8 protein-coding genes are annotated in these 15239 nt (G+C 67.2%); 5 read left to right on the forward strand and 3 right to left on the reverse strand.

Annotation, left to right across the window (positions count from 1 at the left end):
• On the reverse strand, positions 1-2338 hold a 2338-nt coding region (locus PMI01_RS04675; RefSeq protein WP_238537005.1), incomplete at its 3' end, for a S9 family peptidase.
• 330 nt (positions 2339-2668) lie between these two features.
• Between PMI01_RS04675 and PMI01_RS04680 the strand changes: the two genes are divergently transcribed.
• From PMI01_RS04680 to PMI01_RS04700, 5 genes are all read left to right on the forward strand, one after another.
• Positions 2669-5038 carry a glycoside hydrolase family 127 protein gene (locus PMI01_RS04680; protein ID WP_007663826.1) on the forward strand — a complete coding sequence of 790 codons (2370 nt, stop codon included), beginning with the start codon at positions 2669-2671 and terminating at the stop codon, positions 5036-5038.
• Positions 5035-6081 (forward strand): Ldh family oxidoreductase, encoded by a 1047-nt coding sequence (locus PMI01_RS04685; protein WP_007663829.1) that lies wholly within the window; start codon positions 5035-5037, stop codon positions 6079-6081. The genes PMI01_RS04680 and PMI01_RS04685 overlap by 4 nt, the downstream gene beginning before the upstream one ends.
• Before the next feature lie 2 nt (positions 6082-6083).
• On the forward strand, positions 6084-7871 hold the full coding sequence (locus PMI01_RS04690; RefSeq protein ID WP_007663831.1) for a DUF885 domain-containing protein: 1788 nt from the start codon (positions 6084-6086) through the stop codon (positions 7869-7871).
• A gap of 1 nt (position 7872) precedes the next feature.
• On the forward strand, positions 7873-9435 hold the full coding sequence (locus PMI01_RS04695) for a family 43 glycosylhydrolase (RefSeq protein WP_007663837.1): 1563 nt from the start codon (positions 7873-7875) through the stop codon (positions 9433-9435).
• 69 nt (positions 9436-9504) lie between these two features.
• A complete protein-coding gene (locus tag PMI01_RS04700) occupies positions 9505-11016 on the forward strand; it encodes a glycoside hydrolase family 27 protein (protein WP_007663839.1) in 1512 nt (503 codons plus the stop codon).
• Positions 11017-11224: 208 nt separating this feature from the next.
• Here the strand turns inward: PMI01_RS04700 and PMI01_RS04705 are convergent, their stop codons facing one another.
• On the reverse strand, positions 11225-13930 hold the full coding sequence (locus tag PMI01_RS04705) for a TonB-dependent receptor (protein ID WP_007663841.1): 2706 nt from the start codon (positions 13928-13930) through the stop codon (positions 11225-11227).
• A gap of 468 nt (positions 13931-14398) precedes the next feature.
• Positions 14399-15040: a GntR family transcriptional regulator gene (locus tag PMI01_RS04710; RefSeq protein WP_007663843.1), complete on the reverse strand. Its 642-nt coding sequence runs from the start codon at positions 15038-15040 to the stop codon at positions 14399-14401.
• Between the last annotated feature and the right edge of the window lie 199 nt (positions 15041-15239).

Raw genomic sequence — 15239 nt, forward strand, 5'->3', positions numbered from 1 at the left:
CGGCCGGCTGCTGGCCAGCCGGCGGCGCTTCGTCGAGCAGGTTGCGGGTGAAATAGTCGCGCAGCTTGCGCCAGAAGAACGGCTGATAGACCGCGTGGGTGGTGTTGGGCAGGATCACCAGGTCGACATCCTTGCCGGCCTGGATGATGGCGTTGGCCAGGCGGACGCTCTCGGTGACCGGGACATTGTCGTCGATGTCGCCGTGAACCAGCAGCAACTTGCCCTGCAGATTGCCGGCGACCGACATGTTGGAGTTGCGCTCCCAGGTCGCCTCGTCCGCCAGGCCCATCGAAACTTCCGGCCACCAGGCCTTGTCGAGCCGCAGATCGTGGTTGCCTGACGAGGCGACGGCGACCTTGAAGAACTCCGGGCGGCGCAGCACGAACCGCGCGGCGTCATAGCCGCCGGCCGAGCCGCCGAACACGCCCACGCGGGTGATGTCGAGCGCGGGATCCTTCACGGCCATTTGCCGGATCATGGCGATATGGTCGTCCAGCCCCACCTCGCCCAGGTTCTGGTAGGCCGGCAGGCGGAAGGCCTGGCCACGGCGCGAAGTGCCCCGGCCGTCGATCATCACCACCACGGCGCCGATCTGGGCGACGCTGGCGCCAGTGGCCGAGACCGAGTCGCGCCAGGAGGTCGGGGTCTGGGTGGTGGTCGGGCCGGTATAGACGTTGTCGATCACCGGATAGCGCCGTTTCGGGTCATAGCCGATCGGACGGAAGATCATGCCGTACAGCGGGGTGACGCCGTCGGCCGCGAGGCCGGTGAAGGGTTCCGGCGGCAGAAAGCCGGTGGCCCACAGGGCGCTGGGGTCGGCCCGGCCCAGTTCGAGCACCTGGCGTCCGTCGCGCGCGTCGCGCAGCACCGTGCGGGTGGGCTCGGTCGGGCTCGACATCTCGTCGATGATCCAGCGGCCGTCGGGAGAGACCTTGGTCTCGTGATCGAGCGGCTCGGGGGTCAGGAGCTTGGGAGCCGCGCCATCGAGGCTGACGCGATAGAGCGCTTTGTAATAGGGATTGCGATCCTTCTCGCGGCCGACGCCGGTCACCAGCAATCCGTCGCGGGCGTCGACGTGATCGATCGACAACACTTCCCAGGCCCCGGTGGTCAGGGCCTTGCCGCCGTCAGGAGCATCGGACTTGACCAGATAGAGCTGGGCCCAGCCGCTGCGCTCGGAGATCGCCAGTTCGCCGCCGAGAGCGGGCGATGGCTGAAGGCTCGACGAGGTGACGGTCACCAGCGGCTTGACCTTCTCGCGGGCGACGACCTTCGCCGCGCCGCTGATGGGATCGGCCGAATAGACGACCAACTGGCCGTAGCCGCGCTCTGTCCATTGCGCGCGGACATGATCGCCGTCCCAGCTCATGTCGGGCGCGGCGGGGTAGAGCAGGGACTCGGACGGGACGGCCAGCGGCACGATCTTGCCGGCCCCGTCGCGGAAGGCCTGCTCGACATCGATCACCAGCCGCTGGGCCTGGGGCAGCGTCTCGGCGCCGGCCAGAGGATAGAGGTAGGAGAAGCTGCGCGGATAGAGGCCGCCCGGATTCTGCTGCGTGATCGAGAGCCGTTTGACCCCTCGGGTATCGAGTCGCCAGGTCAGGAGGCGCCGGCCGTCGGGAGACCATTGGGCCGAGACGGGCAGGTCGGGCTCTTCCACGCCGGCCTTGAGGATCTGCGGGAGCTGCGGGATGTCCCGGCCATAGGGCTGTTCGCGCGAGCCGTCGGAGGTCAGGGCGACCTGGCGACCGCTCTTGTTGTCGACCACGAAGAGGTTGAAGTCGCGGGCGATCACCTTGAACCGTCCGTCGGGCGACATCGCTGGGTCGAAGGCCGCGACGGGGTCTTCGACGAGGCTGCCGCCGGTCGACTTCCAGCGCTTGTCGGCGGCGGTGAAGATCAGGGCGCCGGTTCGCGGATCGAAATCGACGGCTTCGATTCGCGGCGGAGCGGCGGGCGGCTTCTCCAGGGCGGCTGAGACCTGGCGGATCAGCTCGGCCTCGAGAGCGACCGTCTTCTGGCTGCGGTCGCCAAGGTTCAGATAGGTGATGACGCGCTGGCCAAGCTTGCCGCGGCGGTAGAGAACCCCGCGACCGTCGGCGACGAACAGGGGCTGGAGATTGTCGTCGACGACGAACTGGCCCAGGCCGCCACGCATGAACAGGTCCGCGCGGCGATAACGCTCGGCGATGGGCGGCAGGGGCGCGGGGCTGACCGATGCGGTCGAGGTCGGAAACGGGGTTTGGCCGCTGGCGGCCGAGGAGGCGACAACGCCCAGGGCAAGCGCCGCGAGCCCCAGATGGGCGACGCCGCGCTTGGTCGTGGATGTTCTGTTCACCAGCATACTGCGCCCCTCGTCCAGCCCTGCACAAACCGGTTCATGGGCACAGCGTCAAGGAAATTATACGATATATGATCTGATGAATGAGGATGCGCCCTGTCGAGCGCGATCACGACCGGGACCGTCTGGACGATGATGCGCAAGCCGCGCGACCGCCTTGGCCAAGCCGGTGTTGGCGGGTATCGGGAACGTCCAGCGGACGGTCGGCGCTCGTCGGGCCGATCCCTCGCCGGCGTCCGGTTTCGCCGCCCTTCCGGCTAACGTCAGATTGACGGGCGGAAGGCATGACCCTAAGATCGTATACCGTATTAAGTAGGGGGATAACCAATGGCGACACGCCGTGACCTGATGCTCGCCGTCGCGGCGTTCGCCGGAACAGCCCAGCCGATCAGCGCTCTGGCCAAGGCCCGCGCGTCGCTTCCGGCCAAGGCCGCGCCCCTGCCGCTGTCCTCGGTTCGCCTGCTGCCCTCGGACTACGCGACCGCGGTGGAGGTCAATCGCGCCTATCTGCTGCGGCTGAGCCCCGACCGCTTTCTGCACAATTTCATGACCTTCGCCGGTCTGCCCGCCAAGGGCGAGATCTACGGCGGATGGGAGTCCGACACCATCGCCGGCCACACCCTGGGTCACTACGTGTCGGCCCTGGTCGTCATGTATGAGCAGACCGGCGACGTCGAATGCCGGCGGCGCGCCGACTACATCGTTGGCGAGCTGGCCAGGGCCCAGGCTAAGCGCGGCGATGGCTATATTGGCGCCCTGCAGCGCAAGCGTAAGGACGGAACGGTCGTCGATGGCGAGGAGATCTTCGCCGAGGTGATGAAGGGCGATATCCGCTCCGGCGGTTTCGACCTGAACGGCTCCTGGTCGCCCCTCTACACCGTGCACAAGACCTTCGCCGGCCTGCTGGACGTTCATCGCGCCTGGGGAAACCAGCAGGCGCTCGACGTCGCGGTGGGTCTGGGCGGCTATTTCGAGCGCGTCTTCGCCGCGCTGAACGACGAACAGATGCAGACCTTGCTGGGCTGCGAATATGGCGGGCTCAACGAGAGCTATGCCGAACTCTATGCCCGCACCGGTGATCGCCGCTGGCTGGTGGTCGCCGAGCGGATCTATGACCGCAAGGTCCTGGATCCCCTGGTCGCTCAGCAGGACAAGCTGGCCAATTTCCACGCCAACACCCAGGTGCCCAAGCTGATCGGGCTGGGGCGACTCTATGAACTGACGGGCAAGCCGCAGGACGCCGCCGCGGCGCGGTTCTTCTGGAACACCGTCACCCAGCACCACAGCTACGTGATCGGCGGCAACGCCGACCGCGAGTACTTCGCCGAGCCCGACACCATCGCCGCTCACATCAGCGAGCAGACCTGCGAGCACTGCAACACCTACAACATGCTCAAATTGACCCGGCAGCTCTACAGCTGGCGGCCGGAGGGCGCGCTCTTCGACTATTACGAACGCGCCCACCTGAACCACGTCATGGCGGCACAGAATCCCAAGACCGGCGGCTTCACCTACATGACTCCGCTGCTGACCGGCGCGGATCGGGGCTATTCGACCAATGAAGACGACGCCTTCTGGTGCTGCGTCGGCACGGGCATGGAGAGCCATGCCAAACACGGCGAGTCGATCTTCTGGGAAGGGGAGGGCGCGCTGCTGGTCAACCTCTACATTCCCGCCGAGGCCCAGTGGAAGGCTCGCGGCGCGGCCCTGAGGCTCGACACCCGCTATCCCTTTGAACCGGAATCGCGCCTGACCCTCGCGAAGCTGGCCAAGCCAGGGCGCTTCACGATCGCCCTGCGCGTGCCGGCCTGGGCGGGGAGCGAGGCCAAGGTCAGCGTCAACGGTCAGGTCGTCACGCCCGAGATGGCCGGCGGCTATGCCCTGGTGGACCGTCGCTGGCGGGAGGGCGACGTGGTGGCCATCACCCTGCCGCTGGGCCTGCGTCTGGAGGCGACGCCCGGAGACGCGAGTACGGTGGCGGTGGTCCGGGGGCCGATGGTGCTGGCGGCCGACCTGGGCCCCAACAGCGAACCTTGGAAAGGCGTCGATCCGGCCCTGGTGGGCGAAGCGGTGCTGACGGGCTTCCACCCGACGGCGGTCGAAAAGGCCGTCTATGTCGCCCGCGGCGTCGGCCGGCCCGGCGACCTGACCTTCGTGCCGTTCTACAGCCAGTACGAGCGCCGCAGCGCGGTCTATTTCAAGCGCTTCACCGAGGGCGCGTGGAAGACCGAGGAAGCCGCGTTCCTGGCCGAGCAGGCAAGGGCCAAGGACATCAGCGCGCGCTCGGTCGACATCATGCACCTGGGCGAGATGCAGCCCGAACGGGATCACAACCTGACCTCGGAGCTGTCCTACCCGGTGGCCTATCGCAACCGCAACGGCCGCGACGCCCGCTCGGGCGGCTTCTTCGAGTTCGACATGAAGCTCCGGCCCGGCCCGCTGATCCTGCAGGCGACCTATTGGGGTGACGAGCGCAAGCGCGACTTCGACATTCTCGTCGACAATGTGAAGATCGCTTCCCAGCACCTGGAGGCCGACCACCCCGGGAAGTTCTTCGACGTCGAATATCCGCTGCCCGAGGCGCTGACCAAGGGCAAGACCAAGGTCAGGGTGCGGTTCGCGCCGCGCGACCGCAGCACGGCGGGTCCGGTCTTCGGCGTGCAGCTGTTCGCCGCCAAGCCCGTGCCCACCGCGTGAACCCGGCGGCGGGAGGCGACGGACCGGACGCCGTTCGGCTTTCGCTCGACGAGGTCCGGCGACTGGCGCATCAGGTCCTGAGCGCGACGGGCCTGTCGCTGGCCCATGTCGCCGCCGTCGCCGAGACCCTGGTCGCCGGAGAGCGTGACGGCTGCGCCTCGCACGGCCTCTATCGGCTGCTGGTGGCCGCCAACAGCGTCTCCAAGGGCGTGGTGGCGGTCGACGCCGAGCCCGTGCTGGACGAACCTGCGCCGGCGCTGGCGCGGGTCGATGGCGGCGGAGGCTTCGCGCAACTGGCCTTCGAGCGCGGGCGTCCCGTGCTGGTCGACAAGGCCCGGCGATTTGGGATCGCCGCCCTGGCGTTGAACAGGGTCGTGCATTTCGCGGCCTTGTGGCCCGAGGTCGAGGCGCTGGCGCGCGAGGGCCTGGCGGCGCTGGCCTTTACGCCCAGCCACGCCTGGGTCGCGCCGGAGGGCGGCGCGCGGCCGGTGTTCGGCACCAATCCCATCGCCTTCGGCTGGCCTCGACCGGGCCGGGATCCGTTCGTCTTCGACTTCGCCACCAGCGCCGTGGCCAGGGGCGAGATCGAACTGCATCGACGGGCCGGCTTGCCCGTGCCCGATCACTGGGGCTACGACGCCGACGGCGTCGCCACGACCGTGGCCGAAGAGGTTCTCGGCGGCGCGATGCGGACTTTCGGCGGCCATAAGGGCTCGGCCCTGGCCGCGATGGTGGAACTGCTGGCCGGTCCCCTGATCGGCGACATGACCAGCCAGGAGTCGCTGGCCGCCGATGCGGGGCGCGGCGGCTCGCCGATAGGCGGGGAGCTGATCATCGCCCTCGATCCGGCGGGTTTCCTGGGCGGGGCGTTCGCCGACCACCTGGTCCGGGCCGAGGCGATGTTCGAGGCGATCGAGGCCCAGCGCGCGCGTCTGCCGTCCCAACGGCGCTATGCCGCGCGGGCGCGCAGCCTGCGGGAGGGCGTGGAGATCCCCGGCGCGCTCCATCGGGACATCATGATGTTGCTTGAGCGGAAGGGCTAGACATGCGGCGAACCGGACTTTTCGACACGGCGGTCCTGTGCCTGGCGGCGACCGCGCCGATGCTGGTCGTTTCGCCGGCGCTGGCCAGTCCTCCGGCCGCGCGGGCCGGTTCGGCCGACAAGCGCTTCGAGGCGATTTCCACCGATGAGTACGCCTGGCGCCTGGGGCAGGCCGGGCCCAGCGAGGACGGCCCCAAGACCGAGGCGCCCAAGCTTCCCGACGTTGGCCCGTCGGTCCAGGCCGACCGGCTGGCGCGCTGGACCACCGTGGCCCAGCAACTGGCGGACCTGCCCGTCGCCAAGCTGTCGAAGAAGAACCAGGTCAACTACGCCGTCTACAAGGGCCAGATCGACGCCTTGCTCGCCGAGCAGCGGTATCGCGAGTACGAAAAGCCCCTGAACGCCGACAGCAGCTTCTGGGGCGACGTCGCGGAGTCGGCGCGCGGGACCTTCCGGACCGAGGCGGACTATCGCGGCTATATCGCGATGATGCGGGACATCCCGCGCTATTACGACCAGCAGATCGTCAACATGCGCGCCGGGCTGGCGCGCGGGTTCACGCCGGCTCAGGTGACCTTGCTGGGCCGCGACGCCGGCGTGGCCCTGGTGGCCGACGCCGCCACGCCCGAAGCCTCGCCCTTCTACGCGCCGTTCAAGACCCTGCCGGCCAGCATCCCGCCGGCGGTCCAGGACGCGCTTCGCCGCGAGGCGGCCGACGCCGTCACCCAGGCGGTGGCGCCGGCCCATGCACGCCTCAGAACCTTCCTGCGCGACGAATACATCCCCGGCGCACGGCGAAGCCTGGCGGCCTACGACCTGCCGGACGGCAAGGCCTACTACCAGTCCAAGATCGGCGAGTTCACCACCACGAATCTGACGCCCGAGCAGATCCACCAGGTCGGGTTGGCCGAGGTCGCCAAGATCCGTGGCCGGATGCTGGACGTGATGAAGGAGGTGAAGTTCGATGGCGACCTTCCGGCCTTCCTGACCTACCTGCGGACCGACCCGCGTTTCTACGCCAAGACGCCGCAGGACCTGCTGGACCGCGCGGCCTGGGACGCCAAGCGTTTCGACGGCAAGGCGTCCCAGTGGTTCGGCCACCTGCCGCGCAGCCGCTTCGCCATCCGTCCGGTGCCCGACGAGATCGCGCCCTTCTACACCGGCGGTCGCGGCGGTCCGGGCATCTATCTGGTCAACACCTACAACCTGCCGTCCCGCCCGCTGTACTCGCTGATGGCGCTGACGCTGCACGAGAGCGCGCCGGGCCACGCCTTCCAGATGCCGCTGGCCGCCGAGAACAAGGACCTGCCGGCCTATCGTCGCGACACCTACCTGTCGGCCTATGGCGAGGGATGGGCGCTGTATTCCGAGGCGCTGGGCGAGGACATGGGCCTCTACGAGACGCCCTATGACCGGTTCGGCATGCTCAGCTACCAGATGTGGCGCGCGGCGCGGCTGGTCGTGGACACCGGCATCCACACCCAGGGCTGGAGCCGGGAACAGGCTCAGAAGTACCTGCACGACAACACCGCCATGGCCGACCACGAGATCCAGACCGAGGTCGATCGCTACATCGCCTGGCCGGGCCAGGCGCTGTCCTACTACGTGGGCATGCTGGCCTTCGTCGACGCGCGCAGGCGCGCCGAGCAGGCCCTGGGTCCCAAGTTCAACATCCGCGCCTTCCACGACGCCGTCCTGGAGCTCGGGTCGGTCCCGCTGCCGGTGATCGACGCCCGTGTCGACCAGCTCATCGCCGATGGCGGCAAGGGCCCCTATCCCGATGAGGAGTGACATGAACCCCGTTTCGTGGAGCGTCGGCCTGACCCTCGCCCTGGCGACGCTCGCGCCCGCCGGCGCCCAACCGGTCGCCGTGCGGGCCACGGGCAATCCGATCCTCGCCGACGGCCAGTACTATTCGACCGATCCAGCCCCCGTGGTGGTCGGCGACACGCTGTGGATCCTGGCCGGCCGCGACGAGGCGCCGGCCGACGTCAATGACTTCATCATGAACGAATGGCAGGCGCTTTCGACCCGGGATCCGGCGTCGGGCGACTGGCTGCACTATCGCGCGATCGCGCGACCCGAGGCGGTCTTCCATTGGGCCGAGCCCGGGCGGGCCTATGCCGGCCAGATCGTGCCGGGGCGTGACGGCAGGTTCTATCTCTACGCGCCCGTCCTGCAGGCCGTGAGTGAGGCCAAGGACCGGTTCGCCATCGGCGTGGCCGTGGCCGACAGCCCCGCCGGCCCCTGGAAGGACGCCCATCCGGCCGGACCGATCATCTCGCAGACGACGCCGGTCGCCAACGACATCCAGAACATCGACCCCACGGCGATGATCGACGACGACGGCCGGGTCTACATCTACTGGGGCACGTTCGGTCAGCTGCGCGGTATGGAGCTGCAGGCCGACATGATCACGCCCAAGGGGCCGGAGGTGAAGGTCGAGAGCCTCGACGGCTTCTTCGAAGCGCCCTGGCTGATGAAGCGCCAGGGCGTCTACTACATGCTCTATGCCGGCAATCGGGCCGGGCCGCGGTCCGATTGCACGCCGGCGGTCTATCATGCCTGCATCGCCTACGGCACGGCCCCGTCACCCCTGGGGCCCTGGACCTATCGCGGCGTGGTCCTGAAGCCGGTCTCCTCGACCACCTCCCATGCGGGCGCGGTGGTGTTCAAGGGGCAGTGGTGGCTGGCCTATCACACGGCCGACGCGGTCGGCGGCGGCCACTTCCGCCGCAGCGTGGCGCTCGACAAGATGGCCTGGGACGACAGCGTCAGCCCGCCGGCGATCCTGCCGGTCACCCCGACCAGGCGCCCCGCGCCGCCGGCCGCTCCAACCCGCAACGTGGCGGGCAGGGCGACGGCCACGGCCTCCAACATGCCTCTGCCGGTGCAGTACTGGATCAAGGCGCTGAACGACGGCGTCACCAGGAACGCGCCCCTGCCACCGGACATGTGGGGCAGTTGGACGCCGCGCAATCCCGCGAGCCAGTGGATCGAATATCGCTTCGACCAGCCGGTGACGCTGAACGGCGCGCGCATCCGGTTCTGGGGCGACCAGCCGGCCGGGTCCGGCGTGGGCGTCGCCCCGCCGAAGGGCTGGCGGATGGAATACTGGGCTGGCGGCTGGAAGCCGGTCCGTGACCCCAAGGGTTTCGGGACGGGCGTCGACGCCTTCCAGTCCGCCACGTTCGCGCCCGTGACGACCCGATGCGTCCGCGCGGTGTTCGATGCTTCGAGCGCCCAGGGAACCTATGCCGGCCTGGCCGTGCAGGAGTGGGAGGTCCTGGCCTCGACGGCCCAGGCGCCGCGCTCCGGCAGCGGCTCGGCGCCGGCCTGCGACGCCAAGTCCTAGACCCATCAAACGCCCGCCTTGGGCCCGCGGCGCCTGTCTCGCGCGCCTTGAAATGGAACGGAGATCGCCATGCTTCGCAACCTGATGACGCTTTCGCTTGGGATCACGGTCCTGGCCGCCGGGACGGCCCGGGCGGCGACGCCGCTGGACGGCGTATGGCTGTTCGACGACGCGCCGCCCTATCCGGGCGTCACCATGGTGAGCCTGTCCAGCGAAGGGGGAAAGCCCCGGGGCTTCGTCACCACCGCCTGGTATGGCCCGATGGAGATGCAGAACCTGGTGATCCAGGGCGACAAGGCGACCTTCGACCTGCGCAATCTCAACGACAAGGCCCACGCCACCCGGCAATGGACGGCGGTGCTGACGGGCAAGGATATCAGGCTGTCGGGCGACATCTGGTCCTCGCACGTCGAGCAGGTCGGGCGTCACGGGGCGGCCGCGGACGCACGGGCGAGGACTTTCAAGACCATGTCCCTGCCGCCCCTGGGCGTGCTGGCGCCCGACGGCCTGGCCAAAACCCCGCCGATGGGGTGGAGCAGCTGGAACAGGTTCGCTGAGAAGATCGACGACAAGACGGTCCGCGCCATGGCCGATGCGCTCGTCGCCACAGGCCTGCGCGACGCCGGCTACATCTACGTCAACATCGACGACGGCTGGCAGGGGACGCGCGGACCGGACGGGGCGATCCGTCCGAACGAAAAGTTCCCGGACATGAAGGCCCTGGCCGACTACGTCCATGCGCGCGGGCTGAAGTTTGGCCTCTACAGCGCGCCGGGGCCCAAGACCTGCGCCGGCTACGAAGGCAGCTACGGCCACGTCCAGCAGGACGCCCAGACCTTCGCCGACTGGGGCGTCGACTACCTCAAATACGACCTCTGTTCGGGCGAATGGTTCTATGACGACGCCGACAAGGTCCAGCGCACCTATTACGAGATGGGCGCGGCGCTGCGGGCGACCGGGCGGTCGATCGTCTATTCGCTGTGCGAGTACGGGCGCTTCGAGGTCGGCGCCTGGGGACGGAACGTGGGGGGGCATCTCTGGCGCACGACCGGCGACATCACCGACGATTATCCGACCATGGCGCGGATCGGCTTCGACAAGAACGGCCGCGCCGAGCACGCTGGGCCGGGCGGCTGGAACGATCCGGACATGCTGGAGATCGGCAACGGCGGCATGATCCATGACGAGTACGCCACCCACATGAGCCTCTGGGCCATGTCGGCCGCGCCGCTGATGATGGGGCACGACCTGCGCCAGTCCAGCCCCGAGGTGCTGGCCATGCTGGAGAACCGCGAGGTGATCGCCGTCGACCAGGACGCTCTGGGCGTCCAGGGCAAGGCTGTCCGGCGCGAGGGTTCGACGGAGGTGTGGAGCAAGCCACTGGCCGACGGCGGGGTGGCCGTGGCGCTGTTCAACCGCGGTGAAGCGGCGACACCGATGATGCTGCAAGCCGGCGACGTCTCGATGAGCGCCCTGACGGGCGTGCGCGACCTCTGGCGCGGGGCCGAGCTGGCGCCGGCGTTCCAGACATTCCAGGTGCCGGCCCACGGCGTGGTGATGCTGCGCGTGAAGGGAAGCTAAGGGGCCATTGGAGGGCCGTTCCGGCGGGCCTTCAGCTTCCGGCGACAGCAACGGCCGCGCCTTGATGGGCGCGGCCGTTTTTCATTCCGATCTTGTTGGCTGCTCCACACCAGGTCGCATGAAAAAGGGCCGGCGCGAGCCGGCCCTTGGTGAAGGGGAGAACGCCGCCGCACCCGAGAAGCGCGGCGGCGGCAGAGGGTGGGTTCGATCAGTAGCGGAAGCGGGCGCTGACCTGCAGGGTGCGGGCCTGGACCCGGGCGCCGAGTGGCAGGATGCGGTTTTCACCCCAATAGACGTTGTTGTTCTCCTTCAGGAGGTTCGAGCCCTCGAGGCTGAGCGTCAGTTGCTTGATCGGGGTCCAGTTCACCGCCGCGTCGAGGCGGGAGGTCGCGTCATTATAGGGCGAATATTCCGGATATTCCTGCCAGACGAACACCTTGTAGCGAGCGCGATAGTTATAGGCCACGCGGGCGCTGAACTGCGGCGTGTCGTAGTAGAGCGCCAGATTGTAGGTGTACCGCGATGTGCTGTCGGCGTCGTAGACGCCTGGGATCAGCTTCTGGTCACCCTCGAACGGGTAGGCGATCTCGTACTTCGCCATGTAGGTGAAGTTGGCGCTGGCGCCGAAGTTGCGCCACTTGCCGGGCAGGAAGTCGAAGAAGCCCGACGCGTTGGCCTCGTAGCCCTGGAACTCGCCCGGTCCGGCGTTGCGGTTCTTGAAGACGTGCCAGGTCTCGCCGTTGATGACCTCGTCTTCCGGCGTGTAGTACATATAGCCGTCCGGCTTCTTCAGGAACGCGCCCAGCGAGACGATGCCACCGCGACCGAAATAGTATTCGAGCGAGGCGTCGTAGTTGGTGGACCGGTTCGGCTTCAGATCGGGGTTACCGGAAAAGATGTTGTGGGTGACCGTTTCGATCGTTTGCCAGGTCGACAGGTCCAGGAAGTTGGGGCGCTGCACATTGTAGGTGTAGGCTAGGCGTAGTTGGACCTTGGGCGTGAAGTGAATGACGGCGTTGATGCTGGGCAGCACATCGACGTATTTGCCGCCGCCCGTGGCCTCGGTGATGGTTTCGTTCCAGTTGGCGTCGAGGGTGTAACGGGCGCTGTTGACAGACCCCTTGGTCCTGACGACCCGGACGCCGGCCACGCCGTCAATCGGGAAGCGCGAATTGATCGCGTAGTTCAGGTTGCCGAACGCGGCCAGGCTCTTCTCGTCGTCGACATAGCTCTGGCCCAGGTTGTTCGACGGCTTCACCGTCGTCCAGCCGGCGGCCGCGCGGAAGCCGGCGGCGTTGGCCATCAGGTCCTTGCCTGACAGGTGGTACCAGGTCGGCGAGAAGCCGCCGACTTCCAGCTTGCTCGCCTCCACGCCGACGCCGCTGACGAAATTGCTCAGGCCGCTGGTGGGGAAGGCGTCGCGATAGCCGTAGTCGCGCGTGGTGTGGCGATCGTTGTAACGGACGCCGACCATCAGGCTGCGGAAGAACCCGTCTTCGCTCAGGCGATAGGTCGCGTCGCTGCTGAACACGAACTCATGGCTCTTGGCGTAGGTCTGCTCGTCGTGGACCTGGAAGATCTGGTAGTTGTTGACGTTGGACAGGTCGGTGGTCGGGAAGCTGACGTAAGGCCCGCGCCCTGGAACGTTTTTGGAGTTCAGATCGACATTGACCGTGCTGATCGGCTTTCCGGTCGAGTCCAGCAGATGCGCCAGGCTCAGGATGCCGTAATAGTTTGTCGAGCTCCAGTTGTACTGGGCGCTGCTGTTGATCTGCAGGCGATCGTTGTGCCAGTGGGCTTCAAGGTTGGTCGTGTAGTTGTCTGAATCGACGTCCTCGTAATAGGACTGCGCGCTGGCGTCGACGCCAGCGGCCCGGCTGAGGGTCAGGGACTGGACGGTCCGGTGGTCGTCGGCCAGGACCACGTTCGACACCGTGTGGCCGTCCTGGCGCACCGTGGTGTGCAGGCGGTCGCGGGCTCGCTTTTCCGAGCTGCCGAAGTAGGAGCCCTCCACCACGAAGTCGAGGTGCTCGTTGGCGCGCCACTGGCCCGCCACATTGATCGACGGACGGGTGATCGTGCCGCGCTCGACGCCGTAATTGACCGCGTAGGGCGCGATGATGTCCTGCTGGCTGGCCGGCAGGCTGGCCAGGGTCGTGCCGAAGAACCGGGCGGGGGATTCGCTCTCGACGAAGTCCTCCTCATAGCGGTTCTTGGTGTAGGAGGCGTTGATCAGGAAGCCCATCTCGCCGATGCCGGTGTCGAACCGGTTGGCGACCAGCAGGCTGGCATAGGGGCTCTTGGTGTCGCCGGTGCTGCCGTAGACGTTCTTGACGCTGCCGGCGAGCGTCCAGCCGTTCTTCAGGTCCAGCGGGCGGCGTAGCTCGACGTTGACGGTGCCGGCGATGCCGCCCTCGACCTGGTCGGCGGTGCGGGTCTTGTAGACCTGGACGGACTTCAGCAGTTCGGCGGGAATGTCAGCCAGGTTGGCCGACCGGCCTTCGCCGACGCTGTTGCTGTTGCCGTTGATGGTCGTCGAGATTCCCTGGATCCCGCGGATGGTGATGTTCGTGCCTTCGCCGTGGATGCGCTCGATCTGAACGCCGGTGACGCGCGACAGGGCTTCGGGAACGTTGTTGTCGGGCAGCTTGCCGACGTCCTCGGAGACGATGGATTCGACGATCTGGGCCGAATCCTTCTTTTTCTTCGTCGCCGCGTCCAGGCTGCCCCTGATGCCCTTGACGATGACGGTGTCGACCAGCGTCGCGTCGTCGTCCTTGGCCTTGTCTCCTTCATTGGTGGTCGCCGGATTCCCCTGTGCGCCGGTCGACTGGATGTCTCGCGCGACGGCCGGCGAACACATGGTGATCGCGACTAAGGCCGTTGCGGCCAACATGATGTGCTTGCTGATCATGACTGTCCTCTCCCCTGACAATTACGAGGTCGCAAATTGGACACATCTCCAGGCCGGCGTCAAAAAAATTATACAATATACACTCTGACGTCGAGCAAACGCCGACCTGGCCTGGCGCCGTGCTGGAAAGCCAGGCATCTACGTGTCAGAGTTCAGTAAGTGACTATTTTAAAAGATATTATTCTTCTAAACATACGCTCGCCCTGGCGCCGTGACGGCCCCATGGTGCGACGGTGCGCGAACCGCAATGCCGCTTTCCTACGGTTGGATGGGGGCCGGATCGCCTCGGCAATGCGATGAAACATGCCTCGTCTTGCCACCGTTCAGGGCGAAAGATCGATGTTGTGAGGCGATAACTCAGACAAATTATTCGCGGCCGCGACTAATCTTGCGCGCTGGAACAGGCGTCGGTCGACGTCCCGAGACCTTCGGGTTCGCCGTGCTTCGTCCGGATGTTGGAGGCGCCCGTCAGGTCGACAGTTGCTGTTTCAGGTCCGACAGGGTGCCGAGGATGTGGTTGACGGTAAGCGCTTCGACCTCGGCCGCATCACCTCGCGTCCAGGCGGTCAGAATTTCGCGATGCTCCTGGCTGGCCCGCTCGTCGCGCCCCATGGGTTCGAGGTGCACCCGCACATACCGTTCGGCGAGGATCTGCAGCCGTTCCATCAGCTGGAAGGTGATGTGCCCGCCGGGACGCACCAGCGCCAGGTGAAAGGCGCGGTTGAAGCTGACATGGTCGCCGTCGGGCTTGGCCAGCTCGGCTTCGAGCGCCGAGAGGGCCGTTTCGGCGGCGGCGTGGTCGGCCGGCGTGGCCCGCAGGCAGGCCTCGGCGACCGCGCCGGGCTCGAGTTTCAGCCGCAGGGCGAAGACCTCGCTGGCCTCGTCGGTCGACAGATCGCGGACCACGTAGCCGCGATTGGGATAGGAACTGAGCAGGCCGTCCTGTTCCAGGCGGCCCAGGGCTTCGCGCAGGGGAATCTTGCTGACGCCCAGCTCGGCCGCGATGACATCCTGGCGCACGGCGGTTCCGGGCTGCATCGCGCCGACGAGGATGCGGCGCCTGACGATTTCATAGGTCTGGTCGGACAGCGTGCGGACGACGATATTCATTGGCGCAGGCTGAACCTCTTGGCGGACCGTTCTGGGGAGGAACCTTCGGCGACGGTGCGCGCCGAAACCGCCCAGCGCGGTATGAAGCTAATCGTATACCAGAATCCACCAGCCGGCGGGAGTCTAGATCACCTGAAAGCCAGCCCAGAACGGATCGGCGCGGTCGATCCAGAGGATGTTGTGGCCGGGGGCGACCGCC

The sequence above is a fragment of the Caulobacter sp. AP07 genome (assembly GCF_000281955.1).
Lineage (GTDB): Bacteria > Pseudomonadota > Alphaproteobacteria > Caulobacterales > Caulobacteraceae > Caulobacter.

Coding starts and splice junctions, on each gene's coding strand:
- PMI01_RS04680 (WP_007663826.1), top strand. CDS start 2,669: ATGGCGACACGCCGTGACCTGATGCTCGCCGTCGCGGCGTTCGCCGGA.
- PMI01_RS04710 (WP_007663843.1), bottom strand. CDS start 15,040: ATGAATATCGTCGTCCGCACGCTGTCCGACCAGACCTATGAAATCGTC.
- PMI01_RS04690 (WP_007663831.1), top strand. CDS start 6,084: ATGCGGCGAACCGGACTTTTCGACACGGCGGTCCTGTGCCTGGCGGCG.
- PMI01_RS04700 (WP_007663839.1), top strand. CDS start 9,505: ATGCTTCGCAACCTGATGACGCTTTCGCTTGGGATCACGGTCCTGGCC.
- PMI01_RS04705 (WP_007663841.1), bottom strand. CDS start 13,930: ATGATCAGCAAGCACATCATGTTGGCCGCAACGGCCTTAGTCGCGATC.
- PMI01_RS04695 (WP_007663837.1), top strand. CDS start 7,873: ATGAACCCCGTTTCGTGGAGCGTCGGCCTGACCCTCGCCCTGGCGACG.